18 protein-coding genes are annotated in these 21757 nt (G+C 56.1%); 5 read left to right on the forward strand and 13 right to left on the reverse strand.

Annotated elements, in window-relative coordinates; translation table 11 throughout:
* The 8 genes from HWX89_RS05775 to HWX89_RS05810 form a co-directional block, all read right to left on the reverse strand.
* Window positions 1–1485 carry a mannitol dehydrogenase family protein gene (locus HWX89_RS05775; protein ID WP_138793431.1) on the reverse strand — a complete coding sequence of 495 codons (1485 nt, stop codon included), beginning with the start codon at window positions 1483–1485 and terminating at the stop codon, window positions 1–3.
* 63 nt (window positions 1486–1548) lie between these two features.
* Window positions 1549–2325 (reverse strand): L-iditol 2-dehydrogenase, encoded by a 777-nt coding sequence (locus HWX89_RS05780; RefSeq protein WP_138793432.1) that lies wholly within the window; start codon window positions 2323–2325, stop codon window positions 1549–1551.
* On the reverse strand, window positions 2322–3320 hold the full coding sequence (locus HWX89_RS05785; protein ID WP_138793433.1) for an ABC transporter ATP-binding protein: 999 nt from the start codon (window positions 3318–3320) through the stop codon (window positions 2322–2324). The genes HWX89_RS05780 and HWX89_RS05785 overlap by 4 nt, the downstream gene beginning before the upstream one ends.
* A gap of 15 nt (window positions 3321–3335) precedes the next feature.
* Window positions 3336–4160, reverse strand: a complete 825-nt coding sequence (locus HWX89_RS05790) for a carbohydrate ABC transporter permease (RefSeq protein ID WP_138793434.1) — start codon at window positions 4158–4160, stop codon at window positions 3336–3338.
* 13 nt (window positions 4161–4173) lie between these two features.
* Window positions 4174–5046 carry a carbohydrate ABC transporter permease gene (locus HWX89_RS05795; RefSeq protein WP_138793435.1) on the reverse strand — a complete coding sequence of 291 codons (873 nt, stop codon included), beginning with the start codon at window positions 5044–5046 and terminating at the stop codon, window positions 4174–4176.
* A 173-nt stretch (window positions 5047–5219) separates the two neighbouring features.
* Window positions 5220–6533 carry an ABC transporter substrate-binding protein gene (locus HWX89_RS05800; protein WP_138793436.1) on the reverse strand — a complete coding sequence of 438 codons (1314 nt, stop codon included), beginning with the start codon at window positions 6531–6533 and terminating at the stop codon, window positions 5220–5222.
* Between the two features lie 142 nt (window positions 6534–6675).
* Entirely contained in the window at window positions 6676–7632 is a 957-nt protein-coding gene (locus HWX89_RS05805; protein WP_138793437.1) for a sugar-binding transcriptional regulator, read from the reverse strand.
* Between the two features lie 464 nt (window positions 7633–8096).
* A complete protein-coding gene (locus tag HWX89_RS05810) occupies window positions 8097–9125 on the reverse strand; it encodes a LacI family DNA-binding transcriptional regulator (RefSeq protein WP_138793438.1) in 1029 nt (342 codons plus the stop codon).
* 142 nt (window positions 9126–9267) lie between these two features.
* Between HWX89_RS05810 and HWX89_RS05815 the strand changes: the two genes are divergently transcribed.
* Window positions 9268–10218, forward strand: a complete 951-nt coding sequence (locus tag HWX89_RS05815) for a dihydrodipicolinate synthase family protein (protein WP_178340636.1) — start codon at window positions 9268–9270, stop codon at window positions 10216–10218.
* 160 nt (window positions 10219–10378) lie between these two features.
* Window positions 10379–11764 (forward strand): MFS transporter, encoded by a 1386-nt coding sequence (locus tag HWX89_RS05820; RefSeq protein ID WP_138793439.1) that lies wholly within the window; start codon window positions 10379–10381, stop codon window positions 11762–11764.
* Between the two features lie 363 nt (window positions 11765–12127).
* Here the strand turns inward: HWX89_RS05820 and HWX89_RS05825 are convergent, their stop codons facing one another.
* Complete coding sequence (locus tag HWX89_RS05825) at window positions 12128–13978, reverse strand: ABC transporter ATP-binding protein (RefSeq protein ID WP_138793440.1); 1851 nt, start codon at window positions 13976–13978, stop codon at window positions 12128–12130.
* 48 nt (window positions 13979–14026) lie between these two features.
* Complete coding sequence (locus tag HWX89_RS05830) at window positions 14027–15190, reverse strand: M20 aminoacylase family protein (protein WP_138793441.1); 1164 nt, start codon at window positions 15188–15190, stop codon at window positions 14027–14029.
* A gap of 309 nt (window positions 15191–15499) precedes the next feature.
* Here HWX89_RS05830 and HWX89_RS05835 point away from each other — a divergent pair, with 309 nt between their 5' ends.
* From HWX89_RS05835 to HWX89_RS05845, 3 genes are all read left to right on the forward strand, one after another.
* Window positions 15500–17209, forward strand: a complete 1710-nt coding sequence (locus tag HWX89_RS05835) for a peptide ABC transporter substrate-binding protein (RefSeq protein WP_138793442.1) — start codon at window positions 15500–15502, stop codon at window positions 17207–17209.
* 73 nt (window positions 17210–17282) lie between these two features.
* Entirely contained in the window at window positions 17283–18293 is a 1011-nt protein-coding gene (locus HWX89_RS05840; RefSeq protein ID WP_138793443.1) for an ABC transporter permease, read from the forward strand.
* Window positions 18286–19206 (forward strand): ABC transporter permease, encoded by a 921-nt coding sequence (locus HWX89_RS05845; protein WP_138793444.1) that lies wholly within the window; start codon window positions 18286–18288, stop codon window positions 19204–19206. The genes HWX89_RS05840 and HWX89_RS05845 overlap by 8 nt, the downstream gene beginning before the upstream one ends.
* A 43-nt stretch (window positions 19207–19249) precedes the next feature.
* Here the strand turns inward: HWX89_RS05845 and HWX89_RS05850 are convergent, their stop codons facing one another.
* From HWX89_RS05850 to HWX89_RS05860, 3 genes are all read right to left on the reverse strand, one after another.
* Entirely contained in the window at window positions 19250–19600 is a 351-nt protein-coding gene (locus HWX89_RS05850) for a ribbon-helix-helix domain-containing protein (RefSeq protein ID WP_138793445.1), read from the reverse strand.
* A gap of 73 nt (window positions 19601–19673) precedes the next feature.
* Entirely contained in the window at window positions 19674–20240 is a 567-nt protein-coding gene (locus HWX89_RS05855) for a DJ-1/PfpI family protein (RefSeq protein ID WP_178340637.1), read from the reverse strand.
* 93 nt (window positions 20241–20333) lie between these two features.
* Window positions 20334–21731, reverse strand: a complete 1398-nt coding sequence (locus tag HWX89_RS05860; protein WP_138793446.1) for an amidase — start codon at window positions 21729–21731, stop codon at window positions 20334–20336.
* Window positions 21732–21757 lie beyond the last annotated feature (26 nt).

A 21757-nucleotide genomic window follows, 5' to 3' on the forward strand; every position in this document is an offset into this window, starting at 1 on the left:
TCACGTCTCGGCCAGCTTGCCGTCCAGATAAAGTTGCAGCGTCTTGGCGGTGCCATCTTTCCACAGCGTCGCCAACGCGTGGGCGAAGCGTTTACGGAAAAGCTCCGATTCGGCAACCTCACCGAAGATGTCACGCAAGGCGAGAAACGCCATCGGATCGTCCTTCGCTTTGATGGCTGCTGCCTGAAGCCGTTCGGCGCTGGCGTCATTGAACACAATCTGTTTGCCGCTGTCGGACGTTCCGTAGAAGTATCGGCACCAGAGCGCGGAAACGAGAGACAGCCCGACGATGTCCTGGCCCGAGGCCAGACGGTCAGCCGTGGATGGCAGGATGAATTTCGGTTGGCGGTTGGAGCCATCCTGCGCAAGACGCGGAATAGTGTCCCCGATCTTCGGATTGAGGAAGCGACGTTCGATCAGATCGAAATATTCGTTCAGGTCGGTGTCTGGCACAGGCGGAATGATCGGGATGATTTCGTCTTTTTCAAGCTTGGCGAGAAACGAACGGATGAGCGGGTGCTCCATCGCTTCGTGTACGAAATGGACATCGAGAAGAGCAGCGGGATAAGCGATCGCCGCGTGACCGCCGTTGAGGATGCGGATTTTCATATGCTCGTAGGGTGCGACATCGGACACGAACTGGACCCCTGCCTTTTCAAGCGCCGGTCGACCTGAAGGAAACTTGTCCTCCATCACCCATTGCTTGAACTCTTCGCAAAAGACCGGCCAATTGTCCTCGATACCGAATTCGTCGCGGGCTATGTTGCGCTCACGCTCACCTGTTGCAGGCGTTATGCGGTCAACCATGGAGTTCGGGAACGAGACATTCTCGCCAATCCAGGTGGCAAAGGCAGGATCGGAGAGCGCCGCAAGCCCGACAACAGCGTTTTTCGTAACCTTGCCGTTATGAGGAATGTTGTCGCAGGACATGATCGTAAATGGCTGGATGCCCTTGTCGCGGCGGGCTTTCAATCCCGCGACGATCAATCCGAACACCGTCTTCGGTGACGACGGGCTGTTTGCATCTCCGACAATTGCGGGATGGGAGGGATTGAAGTCCCCAGATGCATCAATGAAATAACCGCCTTCGGTGATGGTCATCGAAACGATCCGGATCTTTGGATCGGACAGCGCCTCGATCGTGGTCTGCGCAACCCCCACCGGCAGGATGTCGATCATTGGCCCCGTGACGCGGGCGCCGGTGCGATTGTTGTCCTGCTCCACAACAGTGGTCAGGAAATCCTGGGCAGCAAGCTTCTCACGCATCAACTCATCGGAAGGCAAAACACCGGCTCCAACGATCGCAAAATCCTGGTCGGCCCCCATGTTGAAGAGGTCATCAAGATAGACCGCCTGATGGGCACGATGAAAATTGCCGACACCAAAGTGCACGATCCCGGCACTGAGATCAGAACGGGAATAGGCCGGAACCGATGCCGTTTTTTTGGCTTCATCGAGTGTTGCAAGTGAGAGTTTGCATGTCATGTGACGATCCTCAAAAGGGAAACGTTGTTCGTGCCAACAGGAGAATGCTTGTGCATTCTGCAATCAGCTCATCCAGTTGCCGCCATCCACGTTGTAAGTCTGGGCGACGATGTATTCGGCTTCTGTAGAGGCGAGGAAAATCGCCATGCCGGTCAGATCTTCAGCGCGGCCCATGCGGCCAAACGGTACCGCCTCACCAACAAGCTTCTTCTTTTCGCCGCGCGGGCGGTTTTCGTATTTTGCGAAGAGGGCATCGACACCGTCCCAATGCTCGCCATCCACCACGCCGGGTGCGATCGCGTTGACATTGATGCCGTGTTTGATGAGATCCAGTCCGGCTGACTGCGTCAGACTGATGACGGCGGCTTTGGTGGCACAATAAACGGCGACGAGGGCTTCACCGCGGCGACCAGCCTGGCTGGCCATGTTGATGATCTTGCCGCCGTTGCCGCGCTCAATCATCGACTTCGCCGCTGACTGCATCATGAAGAGCGTGCCTGAAACGTTGATGGAGAACAGTCGATCGTAGCTGTCGCGCGATATCTCAACGATAGGTGCCAGATCAAACAGTGCAGCGTTGTTCACGAGAATGTCGATGCCACCTTGTCGGCTTTCCACAGTCCGGATTGCAGTATCGATCGAATGCTGCTTCGTGACGTCGAGCTCTACCGCATAGGCATTCTCGCCGATCTCATTGGCTGTTTTTGCAGCGCGCTCGAAATTGATGTCGGCAATTGCAACCGTCGCGCCTTCCCGCACATAGGCTTCGGCAAATGCGCGACCGATGCCGCGGGCCGACCCTGTGATGAGGGCCGACTTGCCGTTCAGACGTCCACTCATAATGCGACGCCTTTTTCATTGAAGCGATGGATCTTGGTCTCGTCTGGCGAAATGAAAACCGTGTCACCATGCTTGCAGGCAAATTCGCCATCGGCGCGCGCTGTGACCGGACCGATGCCATCTACGTCGAGGTGCAGGAAAGTGTCGGAGCCGAGATGTTCGGCAACGGTAACAGTACCCCGCCATACTCCATTTTCCTTGGAAAGCGAAAGATGCTCGGGACGGACACCGACAGTTGCCGCACCTTTGGCACGCGCGTAGTCACCCGTGATGAGGTTCATGCGCGGCGAACCGATGAAGCCGGCGACGAAGAGGTTTGCGGGGCTGCGGTAAAGCTCCATCGGAGACCCGACCTGTTCGATATTGCCGCGGTTCAGCACGACGATCTTGTCAGCCATTGTCATGGCTTCGACCTGATCGTGCGTGACGTAAATCATCGTCGTCTTAAGGGTGTTGTGCAGCTCGGAGATTTCGAGCCGCATTGTGCCTCGCAGCGCCGCATCCAGGTTGGAGAGCGGTTCATCGAACAGGAAGGCAGACGGTTCGCGGACGATGGCGCGACCGATGGCAACACGCTGGCGTTGACCACCGGACAACTGCGAGGGACGACGCTCAAGATAATCGGTCAGATTGAGAACACGTGCAGCATCTTCGACCTTCTTGTCGATCACGGCCTTGTCGAGTTTGGCCATTTTCAGCGGAAAGGCGATGTTGTTTCTGACGCTCATATGCGGATAGAGCGCGTAAGACTGAAACACCATAGCAAGGCCACGTTCGGCAGGAGCCTTTTCGGTTACATCCTTGCCATCAATGACAATCTGCCCCCCCGAGACATCCTCTAAACCCGCGATGAGACGCAGGAGCGTGGACTTTCCGCAACCGGAAGGACCGACAAACACGACAAATTCGCCATCGTTGATATCAAGATCAATAGAGGGGATGACCTTGGCTTCACCGAAGACCTTGGAGACTTTTTTTAGCGAAATACTGCCCATTTTTATCGTTCCTTGTTATTTCACCGCGCCAAAGGTCAGGCCGCGCACAAGTTGTTTTTGTGAAAACCAGCCGATGACAAGGATCGGTGCGATCGCCATCATCGAGGCTGCCGAAAGCTTTGCCCAGAAAAGCCCCTGCGGACTGGAGAAGGAGGCGATGAATGCCGTCAACGGTGCTGCATTCGTCGTCGTCAACCGGATGGTCCAGAAGGATTCGTTCCACGCAAGGATGACGTTCAGGAGAAGTGTCGAGGCTATGCCTGGAACTGCCATCGGAGTGAGGACATGAATGATCTCGTTCCACAACGAGGCTCCGTCCATACGTGCCGCTTCAAGGATTTCCCCCGGGATTTCGCGAAAATAGGTGTAGAGCATCCATATGACGATGGGCAAATTGATGAAGGTCAGCATGATCGTCAGGCCAATGCGGGTATCGAGAAGGCCGGCATTGCGGAAAATCAGGTAGATCGGCACCAGAACGGCAACCGCCGGCATCATCTTGGTGGAGAGCATCCACATCAAGATGTCCTTGGTGCGCTTCGTCGGAGAAAAGGCCATTGCCCATGCAGCCGGGATGGCGACCATAAGTGCAATGATCGTTGAACCGAGCGACAGGACCACGGAATTCATGAACGGCTTGAAGTAATCGCGCTGCGTCTGCACCGTGATGTAATTTTCCAATGTTCCAGAAGGAATGAGGCTAAACCCGGCGATCGCTTCAGGCTCCGTCTTGATGGATGTGAGGAAGGCGTAAAGGATCGGAAAGAACAGGATGAGGGCAACTGCCCATGCGGCAAGAGAAAAGCCGATCTTGGAGCGGGTGGATGTTTTGCGTGCCATGATCTTTATCCCCTTAGCGATCGAGGTTCTTGCCGACGGCGCGCATCAGGAAGATGGCGACGATGTTGGCGAGGATGACAGCAATGATGCCGCCGGCCGATGCGCCACCGACGTCGTAACCGAGCAGCGCGGTGCGGTAGATGAGGAAGGCGAGGTTGGTGGAGGCGTAACCCGGACCACCGTTGGTGGTAACGAGGATTTCTGCATAGACACCGAGCAAGAAGATCGTCTGGATCAGAATAACGACCGTGATGGCTCGGGAAAGATGCGGCAACGTCAGATAGATGAAGCGGTTGACGAAATTCGCGCCATCCATTTCCGCCGCCTCCTTCTGCTCGGCATCAAGCGATTGCAGGGCCGTAAGCAGGATCAGCGTCGCAAACGGCAACCATTGCCACGCAACGATGATGATGATGGACAGAAGCGGAAATTGCGCGAACCAGTCGACCGGTTGCAGGCCAAAGAAGCGGGCTAGATCAGCAAGTACCCCGTAGCCGGGATGCATGATCATGTTCTTCCAGACCAGTGCGGCGACCGGCGGCATCACGAAAAATGGCGAAATGACGAGGATACGGACGATACCTTGTCCAAAAATCTGCTGATCAAGCAGCAACGCGATAGCGGTACCGCCAACAACCGTTATGAGCAGGACACCCCCGACGATCAGGAGCGTGTTCCAGATGGACTGGAAGAAGGCCGGATCGGTGTAGAAGAACTGATAATTGAAGAGCCCAGCAAAACTCACATTGGCCGGGTTCAGAAGATTGTAGTTCTGGAACGAAAACCACAGCGTCATCGCCAGAGGCACGATCATCCAAACCAGCAGCAGCAATACAGACGGTGCAAGCATCAGCCGCGCCAAACCACTTGTGTTCCGCGTCGCCATGGCAACCTCCCACATTCCGGTTATGCCAGTTGTCGCCGAAGCAGCACGCTGGCCGTTTTTTGTTCTTGATTGGATCGGATGACAGCCGGGCCCACTATCTCGGCCCGGCATAATTGTAACCCTGAGGTATATCGCTGCCCGGCAAGCCTGCCGGACAGCGATCTTCGGGAAGATTACTTGATGTATCCAGCGCGGGTCATCTCACGCGTTGCGGTGGACTGAGCACCTGCCAGTGCATCGTCAACGCTCGACTGACCGGCGACAACAGCCGAGAAGAGCTGACCAACCGTCGTGCCGAGCGCCTGGAACTCAGGGATCGCTACGAACTGACCACCGGTATAGGGAACCGGCTTGACGGTCGGCTTGGTGATATCGGCAGCGTCCATGGCGGCAAGCGTCGGTTTGGCGAATGGAGCCGCCTTTTCATACTCGGCGTTTTTGTAAAGCGAGGTGCGCGTACCTGGAGGCACGTTTGCCCAACCTTCCTTGGAAGCGACGAGGTCCGTGTATTCCTTGCTGGTTGCCCAGGCAATGAACTTCTCGGCCGCGTCAGACTTCTGCGAGCTCTTCGGGATCGCAAGGTTCCAAGACCACAGCCAATTGCCATGGTTCTTCAACTCGCCCTGCGTTGGGAAGATCGCATAGCCAACCTTGTCGGCCACAGTGGAGTCTTTCGGGTTAGACACGAAGGATGCTGCGACGGTCGCATCGATCCACATGCCGCATTTGCCCTGTTGGAACAGCGTCAGATTTTCGTTGAAGCCGTTCGACGACGCACCGGAAGGGCCGGCATCCTTCATCAGATCGACGTAGAACTGCAGAGCATTTTTCCATTCGGGCTGATCGAACTGGGGCTTCCAGTTTTCATCAAACCATCGGCCGCCAAACGAGTTCGTCAGTGCCGTGATGAAGGCCATGTTCTCGCCCCAACCGGCCTTGCCGCGCAGGCAAATACCGTTGATGTCGGCAGAGCGGTCGGTAACCTTGCGCGCCGCATCACCGATGAATTCCCAGGTCGGGTTTTCAGGCATCTTCAGACCGGCTTTTTCAAACAGATCCTTGCGATACATGATCATCGCGGATTCACCGTAGAATGGAGCGGCGTAGAGTTTACCCTCATTGGACAGACCGCCCCGAATTGCAGGCAGGAGATCGTCCACGTCGTACTTGTCACCAAGTTTCTCGAGCGGCAGCAACCATCCCTGCTTGGCCCAGATCGGCACTTCGTAGTTGCCGATGGTCATGATGTCGTATTGACCGCCATTGGTGGCGATATCCGTTGTCACACGTTCACGCAGAACGTTTTCTTCGAGCGTGACCCATTCGACCTGAATGTCAGGGTTCTTGGCCGTGAAGTCGGAGGTAAGCCCCTGCATGCGGATCATGTCGCCATTGTTTACGGTGGCGATCGTCAGCGTTTCAGCAGAAGCAAGGGTGGAAAAGGCGAGAGCCGAGCAGGCGCCCAGCAAAATGGTCTTCAACGTCATATCTTCCTCCCAGAAGAAATATTGAGCATTCGCTTTGCTCTGGAGCATTTACTCATCTGGAGGCGATAAAAGTCAAGCAACATCCTGTGCTGCGGCGCACATCAAAAAAACAGAACATTGATTTTATTGAATTATTTTTTGCTCAATGCGTGAGCAAATATTCACTTGTCGCTTCATCCGTGATGATGCCGTTCAGCAAACCTCCCCGCAAAGCAGCGAGAATCGAGGATTGCTTGCGCTGCCCCTGAGCTAGACCGATAACGGTGCAAGTGTCTCGCGAGGGGATCGGAACAGAGGCAACCCGCTCATTGACGGGGTGATCCAGCACCTTGCCATCAGCATCGTAAAACCAGCCGCAGATCTCCCCGACCGCGCCGTTTTCCATCAGGGCCTTCATCTCGTCGACCCCAAGGAAACCGTCAAGGCAGAGAGGCGCATTTTCACCGAGTTCGCCGACCCCGACAAAGGTCACGGATGCCGTAGCACCCAACGCCAGTGTAGAGCGCACGATGGATTGATCATGGAGCAACTCGCGCTCCTCGGCAGACGAGCATAGGACCGGTAACGGCATCGGAAAGTGTCGTGCCTTGATCGCATCAGCCATCGAGAAGATGACGTTGTAGTAGGCCGCAGATCCATCCCGCCCTATATTGCCGGTCAAGGAAACAATCCGATGTTGCGGGCACTCCATCGGCGGCAACTGGTCCACGGCCGCCTTCAGCGTACGTCCGGTTCCTACGGCCAGCACGATCGGCTCAGCACTTTTAAGCCAACGTTCGATTTCAGCCGCCCCCGCCTCAGCAATACCCACTGTCGAAGAGACGCCCGCAGGATCGCTCGGCACAACCTCCGCATGTTTCAGGTTAAACCGCTCCTTTAGCCTCTCAGACTTTTCGAGACAGGCAGCGATGGGATGATCAAGCCGCACTTTGATAAGCCGTTCGGCAACAGCAAGCGAGACGAGGCGCTGCGCTGACTGGCGCGAAATCCCCATCGCAGCAGCGATTTCGTCCTGCGTACGGCCTGCGACATAGTAAAGCCAGCCGGCGCGTGCCGCATCGTCAAGCCGCCCATGTGCTGCTTCGCTTCGTTTGGCCATCTCGCCGTCCTTGTCCGTATTGCCTAAACATGTGCTGACATTATTTGCCATCACGTGTCAAACACATGAAGGGGGCTCGAAACGCGCTTGTCGGTCGCCCAAGATGAGCGGAAACGCTCGGTTTTCCGGTCGTTCGGGCAGATTTCGGCAAGGATCGGCGAAATAGCTTGAGCTAGAAGCGCCACGATGAGCGGCTCTAAGAGCGGATTTTCCAGTAGCGCGGATCCGGTGCATTCTTACTGTCCAGCGGCGGGCCCGCTTGGCTCAAGAAGTTGTGCACGATTCGGGTAAATCAGGAGAATGCCTTATTGCCTGGAATCATGGAGGTAGAAACCGCACGCTAAGCGCAGCCAGCATTGATTTGGAGCTTCTGCTTTATCAGCCTAGCACCATTTTAAGCTTTGCGGAGAAGGCGATAAAGGGATTTTAGTTCTCGTGAACGGCCAGGGAAAACAGTATCCGCATCAGCTAAAAGCACTTGTCGATCGCCTTGGTATCAGGGACGGTGTGGCTACACGGATTCGCTCGCGTTGTAGTAACGTTTCAGCCGAAAGCAATTCAATCGCCGACGTTGCAATTTGGTCAAACGGTACCCTGACTGACGTCAGCGGCGTAGGAAGATGGCTGACTATCGGGATGTCATTGTAGCCAACGAGCGACACATCGTTCGGGACGGAAAGGCCGAGGCGGGTCAAAGCCGATAGCGCTCCAATTGCTGTATTGTCATTGACTGCAAATACGGCTGTAGGAGGCTCTCTGTGTGCCATCAGATGTCTTGCCGCGTCGCCTCCGGACTCAATCCCAAAGGTGGACTCCTGAACCCAACCCTCTTGCACCTCTAAGTCGGCTTCAGACATTGCCTTATAATAACCTTCGACACGTCCTGTTGCGCTTGACGCATAAGACGGGCCGGCAATCAAGCCAATCCGTTTATGACCGAGGTCAATGAGGTGACGGGTCGCGAGATAGCCGCCCAAACAGTCGTCACCGACGGACGATCGGCATTTGCCGTCAGTACGAAGGGCAAGAACGAACGGCACGCCACGCTCGGCAAGCTCATCAGTCAGCACATCACCCGCGCGGGCAGTGGACAAGATCAATCCATCAACACCTCGACGCAGTAGGGCCTCGGCAGCGCGGCGGTCAGCACCAGGCTCCTCTCCAGTGGTCGCCACAATGGTGAACTGACCGGTTCGTGCGGCGGCGTGAGCCAGTGACTCGTAAAGCATCGCCATTACGGTATCTGTCAGGCGCGGCACGATAACGCCAACCATACCTGTCTTGCCACGCCGTAAGGATGAAGCAGAGACATCCCGGACATATCCCAACTCCGCAGCCACCCGACGAACGCGTCTTGCGGTTTCACTATCTGATTTTGGCATACGCTCATCGAGGAACCGGGAAACGCTGGATTTCGATACACCCGCCTCTCTCGCTACATCGAGGATCGTGACACGCGACGCGGTAGACGTGAGTGTCTTGTCGTCTTTCATCGAATCGCCCTTCACTATCTCAGTTTCCGATTTTTACTCTTACCACTTGACAGTAGAAGCAATCAAATCGATATTGGGAACGTTCCCAATATCGTTCCCGTCGCTGATCGGAATTCTTTGGCGACGCAAGGAGGAGAAACCTATGACTGCTATGGATATGCGCGGCCTCAGCCCCGCCCCCGTTACCGTGTTCGACCGCGACGGTAACGTCGACTACGCGGCCAACGCCCGTCTCGCCAAATGGCTGAAATCGATCGCCGGCGTCAAAAGCCTCGTCATCCTCGGCCATGCTGGCGAAGGCACGTTCCTGACCGAAGAAGAGCGCCTAAAGCTCATCGAAGTCTACGTCGAAGCCGTGAATGGCGAGATCCCGATCATCGCCGGCATCACCGGCGAAGGCACTATCGTTGCTGCGGCCGAAGCCAAGAAATGCAAAGCGGCTGGTGCGACCGGTGCTCTCGTTTATCCTAACCATGGCTGGCTGCGGTTCGGCTACCAGAAGGGTGCTCCGCAGAGCCGCTACAAGGCGATCTGGGAAGAATCCGGCCTGCAGGAAATCCTCTTCCAGTACCCCGATGCGACCAAGGCAAGCTACGATCTCGATACCCAGCTCGAAATCGCAGCTCAGGAAGGCGTCGTCGCCACCAAGAACGGCGTCCGCAACATGAAGCGTTGGTATGTTGAAATCCCGGAACTGAAGAAGGCCAATCCGAAACTTCAGATCCTGTCTTGCCATGACGAGTGGCTGCTGCCGACCATGTTCGACGTCGACGGCCTTCTCGTCGGCTACGGTAACATCGCGCCGGAACTTCTTGTAAAGCTGATCGAAGCCGGCAAGGCACAAAACTATCCAGAAGCCCGAAAGATCTTCGAACAGCTTCTGCCCGTCACGCGCGCCGTATATCATCGTGGTTCGCACATGGAAGGCACCGTGGCGCTCAAGCTCGGCCTTGTCCATCGCGGCGTACTCGACCATGCCACCATTCGCGAGCCGCTGAAGAACCTCGGCGAAAAGGCCGAAAAGGAAATCTTCGCGGCATTCGACGCTGCAGGCATCGGTCGCGTCGACCAGCAGCTCATCGCTGCAGAGTAAGGTGGTTGCGGTCCCCATCTCAAATTGGATGGGGACTGTCTGCCCATGGGCATGTTGAGATTTCGCAGGAACAGAAAGCCCTTAATCACGACAATAACAGCAATTGAATACGCTGCGGGCCGGGAGTGAGTGACGCGCCAGCGACGTAATGGAGGAGCTAATGAATATGATCCAGCCTTCACTGGCTGAGACGGCGCGTGTTGCCGATCCACAAGCCGATATCAGCGCCCGCCTAGAGCGCCTGCCTATCACCCGCGAGGTCTTCTGGGCCCGCAACATCGTTGGCGCTGCTACCTTTTTTGACGGTTACACCGTCATCGCCATTGCCTATGCCATGCCCGTTCTCGTCAAGGAATGGAGCCTTACGCCTTCCCAGACAGGTATGATCTTGTCCATGGGATATCTCGGTCAATTGATCGGTGCGATCCTGTTCGGGTGGCTTGCTGAGAAGATTGGACGTCTCAAAGTTCTTCTGTTCACCATCCTGCTTTTTGTAAGCATGGACGTTGCCTGCCTCTTTGCGGCCGGGGCGGGAATGATGATGGCTTTCCGGTTCGTGCAAGGCATTGGCACGGGCGGCGAAGTTCCGGTCGCCAGCGCCTACATCAACGAATTGATTGGCTCCAAGGGTCGTGGTCGCTTCTTCCTGCTCTATGAAGTCATGTTCCTGCTTGGCCTCGTCGGCGCTGGCCTGATCGGGTACTTCATGGTGCCGACCTATGGATGGAAAGCGATGTTTGTCGTTGGCCTTATTCCAGCGATGCTGATGATACCGCTGCGCTGGTTCCTGAAGGAATCGCCTCGCTGGTTGGCAGCAAATGGCCGTTACGGCGAGGCGGACGCTATCGTTTCCAAGATGGAAGCAAGCGCCCGCGCCGCCGGCAAGGAACTTCCTGAGCCAAAGGTTGTCGCGACCTCCGTCAAACGGCAGTCCGACTGGAAGGAATTGTTTCAGGGCATCTACCTGAAGCGGACGCTCTCGATCTGGGCAATGTGGTTTACCGCATACACTGTTGCGAATGGCACCATCACCTGGCTCCCGACACTCTATCGTCAGGTTTTCAACCTCCCGCTCCAGACAAGCATCTTCTATGGCTTCCTGACATCGGTCGGGGGCGTGGTCGCCGCCGTCATCTGCGCGCTCTTGATCGACAAGGTCGGCCGCAAGCGTTGGTATACGGGCGCCCTTCTTCTTGCCCCGATCCCGCTGCTTGTTCTCGCCTGGCTTGGCGCAACCTCAGCTGAACAGGTCCTTGTCCTCGGTGGACTTGCTTACGCCATCGTCCAGACGGTCACCTTCTCGCTCTACCTTTATTCCGCAGAGATTTATCCGACCCGCCTTCGTGCGCTTGGAACAGGCACTGGTAGCGCCTGGTTGCGCCTTGGTTCCTCTACTGGTCCGATCGTCGTCGGTTTCATCATGTCGTCACTCGGCATTCAGTATGTCTTCGCCACATTTGCGGCAATTCTCGTTATTGGAGCCCTAATTACAATGCTGTTCGCCGTCGAAACTAAGGGCCGAGCCCTCGAAGAGCTGTCTCCTTAATCTCTCATTTCAACAGCGAAGAAGCCCGCCGATGCGACCATCGCGTCGGCGCATCTGCTTTTGTCATCATCGCTTTTGCGCATTCCGGTCATTCCGAAAGATTCGATTGATTCAAGCAGGTTAACTCAATCATTTAAACGAAATCGGTCCGGCTTGATCAAGCCAGTCGACACACTCTAAAACGGCTGCCGCGGACAGCACAAAAGCCGGAGAGCGCCGAAGAGCGTTCAGACGGATATTCCTGCTAAAGCAGATGTTGATGCGCGTCGATTGATGGAGACACCCATTGCGTGGTCAACACCGGTAACCGTCCCCGCCTTACGGTCTAGGACAGTTTCCAAACGTCGAAAGCACGTTGCGGCGTTACGCTGCTTCCTGCACCAGGTGGCCAGGCGAGACTTCGCGATAGTTCCGTTGAGGCGGAACGTAGTCGACTGGTCGGATCGGGCTCTTGATCTCATCCGTTGCCATGTTGCGTTTCATCTGCCGTCGTGCAGGATCGGGTACCGGAACTGCCGACATCAGCTTGCGCGTATAGGGATGCTGCGGGTTGTCAAAGACCGCCGCACGTGGACCGATTTCGACGATTTCACCGAGATACATCACCGCGACACGGTGACTTACCCGCTCAACGACCGCCATGTCATGCGAGATGAAAAGGAAAGCGAGGTTCAGGTTCTGCTGCAGATCCAGGAGAAGATTGCAGACCTGCGCCTTGATGGAGACGTCGAGCGCAGAGACCGCCTCGTCTGCGACGATAACCTTCGGATCGAGCATCAGCGAACGAGCGATAGCCACGCGCTGGCGCTGTCCGCCCGAAAATTCGTGCGGGAAACGCTTCATCATATCCGCACTCAGCCCAACTTTTCCCATGAGGTCGGCAGCTTTATCTCGTGCTTCGCTCTTTGAACCGAGACGATGTTCCACGAACGGCTCCATGATCGCCGCACCGACACTCATGCGCGGATCGAGACTGGCGAACGGGTCCTGGAAAATCATCTGCACACTGCGCCGCATGGTGCGCAGCGTCGTCTTGTCGAGCTTCATAACCTCGTAGCCATCCAGCATGACATTGCCGGATGTGGGCTCGATCAGGCGCGTGATGGAGCGACCCGTTGTGGACTTTCCACAACCGGATTCTCCCACCAATGATAGCGTTTCACCTTCAGCGAGATCAAACGAGACTTTTTCAACCGCGTGCACCGCGCCAGATTTGCGCCCTAGCAGTCCGGAGCGAATGTCGAAGCGTGTGGTCAAATCCTTGACCGCCAGAATTGGCGTTCTCGACGTCGACACGGTGTCCTTGACCTCAATAACAGGCTGGCTTTCACCGGTCTTGATATCGATGATCGGGAAACGCGAAGGCAGTTCGCGCTCCTTCATGGAACCGAGCTTTGGCACGGCCGACAGAAGCGCGCGGGTATAGGGATGCTTGCCGCGATGAAAAATGTCGTCGGTCGTACCGGTTTCCACAACATCGCCACGGAACATGACGATCGTACGATCCGAAACCTCTGCCACAACACCCATGTCGTGCGTGATGAAAAGAACGGACATGCCCTCTTCTTCCTGCAGTGTCTTGATAAGGTCGAGGATCTGCCCCTGGATCGTGACATCCAGAGCGGTCGTCGGCTCGTCAGCGATCAGGAGCTTCGGTTTCGAGGCAAGCGCCATGGCGATCATCACGCGCTGGCGCATGCCACCCGAAAACTGGTGTGGATACTCATCGAAACGATTCTTGGCGTTCGGGATACGCACCTTCTCAAGAAGACGGATCACCTCGGCCTTTGCTGCCGCCGACGAAATATCCTGATGCACGGTCAATGCCTCGGCAATCTGCTTGCCGATCGGGAAGATCGGGTTGAGGCTGGTCATCGGCTCCTGGAAAATCATCGAGATGTCCTTGCCACGGACCCTGCGCATTTCCTCTTCGGGCAATGCCAGGAGATCGCGACCACCGAGCATGACCCTACCCTCAATCCTGCTCGATTTCTTGTCGAGAAGGCGCATGATCGAAAGTGAGGTGACGCTTTTTCCTGAACCGCTCTCGCCAACGATCGCGACCGTTTCACGCGGTGCGATTTCGAAGCTCATGTTACGGACCACAGGTTTCCAGGCGCCATCGACGCGAAAGGACGTGGTCATGTTCTGTACGGAGAGGACCGGGCTCACTGAACCGCCAGTCTGTTCCATGGACGTTGCCGCCAAAAGCATGCTGTTCTCCTGAAAAGCAGAAGGCGGCCACAGGGGCCGCCAGTTGTCTCACGCAGCAAGTGCGGTTTCGGCCATCGAAACCCAGTAGCTGATGCCGTAAGGCAGCGCATCGTCGTTGAAATCATAAGCGGCATTGTGCAGACCGGCGGTGTCACCGTTGCCGATGAATATGAACGCGCCTGGACGTGCCTCAAGCATGTAGGAAAAATCCTCTGCGCCCATATGAGGGTTGGGGTTGGTGTTGACGGCTGTCTTACCTGCCACCCCAATGGCTACGCCGGTCGCGAACTCGGTTTCGTCGGCGTGATTGAAGGTGACGGGGTAACCGCGGTCATATCTCACTTCGGCTGTGGCGCCGTGTGCCATCGCGGTGGCCGTCGCCACTTCTTTCAAGCGTTTTTCGGCAAAATCACGTGTTTCCGGCAAAAGAGTTCGCACCGTTCCCGTCAACGTCACAGCGCCCGGAATGACGTTCGACGCCGTTCCGCCATGCGTCGTCGCGACCGTCACCACGAGCGACTTCAATGGGTCCGTCTCCCGCGAAACGATTGATTGCAGTGCGATGATGACGTGTGCAGACGTCAGTACCGGATCGATCGAAAGGTGCGGCGCGGCGGCATGACTGCCCCTGCCCGTGATGGTGATTTCAAAACTGTCGGCTGCCGCCATCGTCGAGCCTTTGCGGATGGCAAAGTTGCCGACTGGAATGCCCGGCTCATTGTGCATTCCGTAGACCTGCGAAATGCCAAACTTTTCCATCATGCCGTCGTTCAGCATAGCAAGCGCGCCAGCCCCACCCTCTTCCGCCGGCTGGAAAATCACGGCGACCGAACCTTTGAAATTGCGGGTTTCGGCAAGGTATTGGGCTGCCCCCAGCAGCATTGCAGTATGGCCGTCATGACCACAGGAATGGGCCTTCCCAGGGGTCTTCGAAGACCATGGTTTGCCGCTGGTTTCCAGGATCGGCAGCGCGTCCATGTCGGAACGGAATCCGATCGTCGGGCCATCGCCATGACGCCCCTTGATGATGCCGACAACGCCCGTCTTGCCGATGCCTGTTTCCACAATATCGCAACCGAAGGATTGCAGTTTTTCGGCCACGAATTTCGACGTTTCGAAAACGTCGTAGAGTAGTTCCGGAGTCTGATGCAGATGGCGCCTCCAGCCGGCAACTTCTTCCTGCATTTCGGCCACTCGGTTCAATATCGGCATTCCCGCTTTTCCTTTTTTTGTTCCCCGCCGGTTTGTTGGTCGGCATATTGCGATGGGATTTTTCAGTTTTGCAAGTGTGAATTTTGCTGCATGCGCGAAAATTAGGCCCTCAACCTCACGGCACAAATTTTGTTCACCGCCGAAACTTTGGGGGTTGCATTTCAAAAAATCCAACAATAGCATCATGGGGAATGCGAGGAGTATTTCCGAGCAAAGTCAAATACTTAAATAAATAGGCTTTGCATAAGACGCTTGAGGAAAGGCGTCATAGACATTCAAACGGATAAAATCCAAAAAGGGGAAAATACAATGAAAAAGCGCAGCGTTCTATTTGCCAGCACTGTCGCGGCACTGGCCCTGGCAGGCTCTGCCGCCCATGCCGAGCGAGGCAGCGACGGCGAACTGAAGATCCTGTTCTGGCAGGCCGTATCGACGCTTAATCCTTATCTTTCGGGTGGCACGAAAGAGGTCTACAGCTCGTCTATGGTCATCGAGCCGCTTGCCCGTTACGACGAAAAAGGTGAGCTCGTTCCGATGCTTGTGAGCGAGATCCCGACAATCGACAATGGCGGCGTCGCCAAAGATCTGCTCAGCATGACCTGGAAGCTGAAGCAGGACGTGAAGTGGTCCGACGGCACGCCGTTCACGGCCGAAGACGTGATCTTCACCTGGAAATATTGCACCGCACCAGATGGCGGCTGCGCTCAGGCTGCGCAATACGAAGGCGTCAAAAGTGTCGAAGCGGTAGATCCCCACACTGTAAAAATCACTTTCACCGAACCGAAGCCTTACCCCTATTCGGCATTTGTCGGCGCACAGTCACCCGTCATCCAGAAAAAACAATTCGAAAACTGCGTTGGCGCTGCGGCACCGGGTTGCACGTCAGCCAACTTTGGTCCGATCGGCACGGGCCCGTTCGTTGTAAAGGACTTCAAGCCAAACGACGTTATCAGCTACGTTGCCAATCCCAACTATCGCGATCCCAGCAAACCGGCCTTTGCGACCGCGACTTTGAAGGGTGGCGGTGATGCTGCATCTGCAGCCCGCGCTGTTCTGGAGACAGGCGAATACGACTATGCGTGGAACATGCAGGTCGAGCCGGAAATCCTCGCAACCATGGTGGCGGCCGGTAAAGGCAAGCTGGAAACTGCGTTCGGCACTCAGGTAGAACGTATCAATCTCAACTGGTACAATGCCGATCCGTCGCTTGGTGACAAACGCTCCACCAAGCAGGCCGGCCCGCACCCGGCTCTTTCCGATCCTGCTGTTCGTCGCGCGCTTTCTCTGGCCATCGATCGTGAAATCATCGACGAAGCCGGTTACGGAGAAGGCGGCAAACCGACCTGCAACATTGTTCCTGCTCCAGAAGCCATTGCCTCGACCAAAAACGACAGCTGGTGCCTCAAGCAGGATGTCGAAGGTGCAAACAAGCTGCTTGATGATGCTGGCTGGGTAAAAGGCTCCGACGGCATCCGCGCCAAGAATGGCGTCAAGCTGTCTTTCCTCTACCAGACATCGACAAACTCCGTCCGCCAGGCAACACAGGAACTGGTCAAGGATATGTGGTCGCAAATTGGCGTTGGCGCTGAACTGCGCAACGTCTCGGCGTCCGTCTTCTTCGGTGGCGACCCTGCGAGCCCGGACACCTTCCAGAAATTCTACGCCGACGTCGAAATGTACACGAACAACTTCGACGGCACGGATGCGGAAAAATATCTGGCAGAGTGGCTTTGCGACAAGATCCCTGCTCCTGAAACCGGCTGGCAGGGACAGAATATTCCACGTTACTGCAACCCGGCCTATGACAAACTCGTCGGCGAACTCTCCAAAACCGCCGATCTGGCAAAGCGCGCTGAACTTTCCAAGCAGGCCAATGACATGCTGACGGAAGAAGGTGCGCACATTCCTCTGATCCACCGAGGCAGCGTCTCATCTCATTCGCTGACACTCGAAGGGGTTCGCATGAACGCCTGGGATTCCGAACTCTGGAACGTCGCTGACTGGTCCCGCAAGAAGTAAGATGCAACACGCGCCGGCTTTCCCAATGGGGTGCCGGCGCTTTGCATTTCCTTGAAGGTCTGGAGACTTTCCGATGTTTACTTTTACGCTCCGACGGCTTCTTTTTGCCGTGCCGACGCTTCTCGTTATCAGCTTTGTGATTTTCGCACTGCTGGATCTGGCGCCCAACGATCCGACCGGCGATCTGCCGCTTACGATCCCACCAGAAGTTCGCGAACAGATCCGGGCTTCCCTTGGTCTCGATCAGCCCTTCCTGATCCGCTACCTCTTGTGGCTGCAACAATTCTTCATCAACGAACCGCTCAACCTCTTCGAACAGCTCACAGGCTGGCAAATCGGTGACGGCAACCGCACTCGCGTCTTATCCTGGGCAACCCGAAGCCCCGTTGTTGACCTCGTCATCCAGCGCATGCCGCAGACCTTGTGGGTTGTTGGACTTGCCTACCTGTTCGGGGCATTGCTGGCGATCCCGATCGGCGTGATCTCCGCCTACAAGCAATACTCGATTTTCGATCAGATCGGCACCTTCGTTTCAATGGTCGGTTATTCGGTTCCGACCTTTTTCACAGGTGTCCTGCTTGTCGTCATCTTCAGTTCCAATCTGCAGTGGTTCCCATCCGTTTACGATACGAACCTTAGGGTCACGGACTGGGCAAGCTTCGTTGCGCAGGTAAAGCAGATGTTCCTGCCAGTGATGGTGCTGACGCTCTACAACGTCTCACAGATCAGCCGCTTTGTACGAGCCTCCATGCTTGACAACCTGCATCAGGACTATGTCCGCACAGCCAGAGCAAAGGGTGTAAAGGAAAAGGCCGTTCTGTTGGTACACGTCTTGCGAAACAGTCTCATTCCGGTTGTTACCGTCATCGCACTCGGCGTTCCGACAATCTTCTCGGGGGCAATCATCACCGAGCAGATCTTCCGCGTGAACGGCCTTGGTCAACTGCTGATCACCGCAGTGCAGGGTGCAGATATCCCGCTCGTGCAGACATTGACCTTCATATTTGCCGTGCTGATCGTGCTTTTCAATCTGATCGCTGACGTTCTTTACGGCATTCTTGACCCGAGGATACGCTATGACTGACGCCACCGTTGCAGCGCCAGCCGTTGCCGCCACTCCAACACAATCAGCGTTGGCCGATATCTGGAAACAGTTCAGGGCTCACAAGGGCGGCGTCGTTGGACTGATTGTCTTTGTGTTCATTCTGCTTGCCGTCTATGTGGGTCCTTATATTCACACGGTCGCGCCCAATGCGCTCAATGTGAAGGACCGCAACCAGTGGCCCTCGCTGGCTCACCCGTTCGGGACAGACAACCTTGGCAAGGACATGCTCGCACAAGTCCTGGCTGGTGGGCGTATCTCGCTTGCGGTTGGCATCACCGCCATGCTGCTGGCACTTGTACTGGGTACACTGGTGGGCGTGCTGTCGGGTTACTTCCGCAGATTGGACGGCCCACTCATGCGCCTCACCGATCTGTTTCTGGCGCTGCCGCTTTTGCCTCTGCTGCTGGTCATCATCATGCTGTTTCGCGACACGCTGCGGGCGGCATTCGGCCCGGAAAGCGGGATATTCATCCTGATCGTTTTCGTCATCGGAATAACGAGCTGGATGCACACGGCACGTATCGTTCGCGGCGATGTGCTGACAATCAAGAACCAGGAGTTCATTCTGGCAGCAAAGTCGAGCGGCATGCGCGAGTACCGCATCATCCTGCGCCATATCCTGCCAAACGTCCTGAGCTCCATCATGGTGTCGGCAACACTTGGCATCGCTTCGGCAATCATCACGGAATCGGCTTTGTCCTTTCTCGGTCTTGGCTTCCCATCCGACTTTCCGACATGGGGACGACTGTTGTTTGATGGAGCAAACTTCCTCCAGCTCACCCCGTCCCGTGTCCTGTGGCCAGGACTTGCGATCTCACTCACAGTGCTGAGCGTCAACTATATCGGTGATGCAGTGCGAGACGCCTTGGACCCTCGCGCGCTGAAAAACTGAGCAACAGATGCGGCGCTTGTCGGCGCCGCATCGTCTCCGCCGCTCAGTGGTAATTGATCTTTTCGGAATCAAGAATGCTGTCGGCGTCCAGTCCCGCGATCGCGACATCGGTGCGAGCCGGAATATCACCGGATAGCTGCAGGGCAAGATAGCGACCGCAACAGACCCGCAGGAACGAGGTAAAGTTTCCGAGGTCATGCCCCGCATCAATCGATTCATTGTAAAGCTTGGCAATGAGCTGAACACTGTTCATGCCGTCCCTGCGGGCGATTTCATCCAGTGTCGTCCAGAAGAAATTCTCAAGCCTGACGCTTGTGACCATTCCATCAATCCGCAGCGAACGGGTGTGGCTTTCCCAAAGCACTGGATCTGCCTTGATGAACAGCTTGCACATGGTTTCCTCCCTCACCATAGTCTGAACGATAAACGGGAAACAGCGCCGGTAAAAGCCCTGTTCCGACGCGTGTCTATTGACCGAGAACGGTCATGAACTGGCGGAGCCACGCCGGATGAGCCGGCCAGGCAGGTGCCGTTACCAGCTTGCCATCGGTGACAGCCGCATCGATGGCGATATCAGCATATGTACCGCCGGCAAGCTCAACCTCGGGGCGACAGGCCGGATAGGCTGAACATGTGCGCCCTTTCAGAACGTTCGCGGCCGCCAGCAATTGCGCGCCATGACAAACAGCGGCAACCGGCTTATCCGTTTCGAAGAAATGTTTAACCGCAGAGAGAACATCCGCATTGAGGCGCAGATACTCCGGCGCACGCCCCCCTGGAATAACAAGCGCGTCGTAATCAGCCACCTTGATCTCAGAGAAAGTCGCGTTGAGCGCAAAATTATGGCCACGCTTTTCCGTGTAGGTCTGGTCACCTTCGAAATCATGGATGGCGGTGGCGATGGACTGGCCCACCTTTTTTCCGGGGCAAGCGGCGTGAACGGTATGACCTACAGCCAGAAGGGTCTGAAAGGGAACCATCGTTTCGTAATCTTCGGCGAAATCGCCAACGATCATCAGTATCTTTTTCGGCATGAATGTTCCTCCCGTAAGAATGCCTGGAGCAAGCTAACAGGAGGAACATCGAGGCGGGTATTATGACGTTACTACACGCAGAATAATGACAAATCAGCGCGCCTGTGGCGGCTCCGGCCAATTCGTCACACCACCGGTCCAATCTTCAAACACCTTGGAAAGCTTCAGCACCAGGAGGTCAGCGTAGCGAGGGCCAACAATCTGCAAACCGATAGGCATGCCCGACGTCGAAAATCCGCAATTGATCGAGGAAGCAGGTTGCTCTGACATGTTCCACGGCACAGTGAAGGCGATATGCTCGAAAGGCCGTTGCGGATCATTGGTGGGTGATGCCCAGTCGGCAGGATAGGACACAATAGGATTTGTCGGCGAAATCACGGCATCGACCGTCTGCATCAACCGTCCGCAGCTTTTGCGCATCTCCATCGTCTGGTTGAAACCAAAGACGGCTCGTGCACCGGAAACATCCGCTCCCTTGACAGCCCATTCGTGGATATAGGGCAATATTGAAGCGCGCCGCTCATCGCTCAGGGTGACAATATCGCCCCAGAACTTTGCGCGCCAGAAGTCGTCAAGCCCATCCAGCATATCCCGTGTCAGAACCGGCTCAACCGGAACGACGATCGCACCCGCCGCCTCGAACAGTTTTGCAGCAGCCAGGACTGCCTCGCGCACTTCGACATCGACGGCCAATCCACAACCGGCATCCAGCATCAGTCCGATCTTGAGACCCTTTACATCAACATCAAGGTCCATCCAGTTGATATCATTGGGCGGCAATGATGTACCATCACGCCAGTCCGGGCGAGAAAGTGTCGCCATGGCGTAAGCACTGTCCACAACGCTACGCGTCATAGGACCGGCACAGCGACCGGTATAATAGGGGTCAACTGGAATGCGGCCCTGGCTTGGCTTGAAGCCGAACAGACCGGTCCACCCCGCAGGCAGGCGCACCGACCCTCCGATGTCCGTGCCGATATGCAGCGTGCCGTAGCTGGCTGCGCCGGCAGAGGCTGCGCCTGCGCTTGAACCACCCGGGTTTTGGCTTGGGTCCCACGGATTTCGGCTTAACTTGTGGAAGCTGGACAGGCCAGATGACAGCATGCCGTAGTCGGGGCATGTCGTCTTTGCGTAAATGATGGCTCCATCCTCGCGGCAACGCGCAGCGACCGGAGCGTCCTCGGCCGCAGGCACCAGTTCCACGGCCTTGGTACCGAGCGGTATCGGCTGGCCCTTGGTGGCGATCAACTCTTTGAGTGATACCGGAATTCCGTCAAGTGGCCCGACTGTTTCGCCCTTTTGCCAACGGTCGGTGGATGCTGCAGCCTGTTTTTGAGCATCCTCCGGATCATAGGCATAAAGCGCATTCACCACTGGCTCGAACGCCGCTATCCGTGCTTCTACCGATTGCCAATATTCCGACGGTGACAGCTTTTTCTCGGCGTAGAGCGCCAGAATTTCGAGCGTGTTGAGTTGATGGAGATCGGTCATGTGCTTCGTCTCGTCAAAATCATACG

Source organism: Rhizobium sp. RM (assembly GCF_013390595.1).
GTDB lineage: Bacteria > Pseudomonadota > Alphaproteobacteria > Rhizobiales > Rhizobiaceae > Agrobacterium.

Coding starts and splice junctions, on each gene's coding strand:
- HWX89_RS05775 (WP_138793431.1), bottom strand. CDS start 1,485: ATGACATGCAAACTCTCACTTGCAACACTCGATGAAGCCAAAAAAACG.
- HWX89_RS05780 (WP_138793432.1), bottom strand. CDS start 2,325: ATGAGTGGACGTCTGAACGGCAAGTCGGCCCTCATCACAGGGTCGGCC.
- HWX89_RS05785 (WP_138793433.1), bottom strand. CDS start 3,320: ATGGGCAGTATTTCGCTAAAAAAAGTCTCCAAGGTCTTCGGTGAAGCC.
- HWX89_RS05790 (WP_138793434.1), bottom strand. CDS start 4,160: ATGGCACGCAAAACATCCACCCGCTCCAAGATCGGCTTTTCTCTTGCC.
- HWX89_RS05795 (WP_138793435.1), bottom strand. CDS start 5,046: ATGGCGACGCGGAACACAAGTGGTTTGGCGCGGCTGATGCTTGCACCG.
- HWX89_RS05800 (WP_138793436.1), bottom strand. CDS start 6,533: ATGACGTTGAAGACCATTTTGCTGGGCGCCTGCTCGGCTCTCGCCTTT.
- HWX89_RS05805 (WP_138793437.1), bottom strand. CDS start 7,632: ATGGCCAAACGAAGCGAAGCAGCACATGGGCGGCTTGACGATGCGGCA.
- HWX89_RS05810 (WP_138793438.1), bottom strand. CDS start 9,125: ATGAAAGACGACAAGACACTCACGTCTACCGCGTCGCGTGTCACGATC.
- HWX89_RS05815 (WP_178340636.1), top strand. CDS start 9,268: ATGACTGCTATGGATATGCGCGGCCTCAGCCCCGCCCCCGTTACCGTG.
- HWX89_RS05820 (WP_138793439.1), top strand. CDS start 10,379: ATGAATATGATCCAGCCTTCACTGGCTGAGACGGCGCGTGTTGCCGAT.
- HWX89_RS05825 (WP_138793440.1), bottom strand. CDS start 13,978: ATGCTTTTGGCGGCAACGTCCATGGAACAGACTGGCGGTTCAGTGAGC.
- HWX89_RS05830 (WP_138793441.1), bottom strand. CDS start 15,190: ATGCCGATATTGAACCGAGTGGCCGAAATGCAGGAAGAAGTTGCCGGC.
- HWX89_RS05835 (WP_138793442.1), top strand. CDS start 15,500: ATGAAAAAGCGCAGCGTTCTATTTGCCAGCACTGTCGCGGCACTGGCC.
- HWX89_RS05840 (WP_138793443.1), top strand. CDS start 17,283: ATGTTTACTTTTACGCTCCGACGGCTTCTTTTTGCCGTGCCGACGCTT.
- HWX89_RS05845 (WP_138793444.1), top strand. CDS start 18,286: ATGACTGACGCCACCGTTGCAGCGCCAGCCGTTGCCGCCACTCCAACA.
- HWX89_RS05850 (WP_138793445.1), bottom strand. CDS start 19,600: ATGTGCAAGCTGTTCATCAAGGCAGATCCAGTGCTTTGGGAAAGCCAC.
- HWX89_RS05855 (WP_178340637.1), bottom strand. CDS start 20,240: ATGCCGAAAAAGATACTGATGATCGTTGGCGATTTCGCCGAAGATTAC.
- HWX89_RS05860 (WP_138793446.1), bottom strand. CDS start 21,731: ATGACCGATCTCCATCAACTCAACACGCTCGAAATTCTGGCGCTCTAC.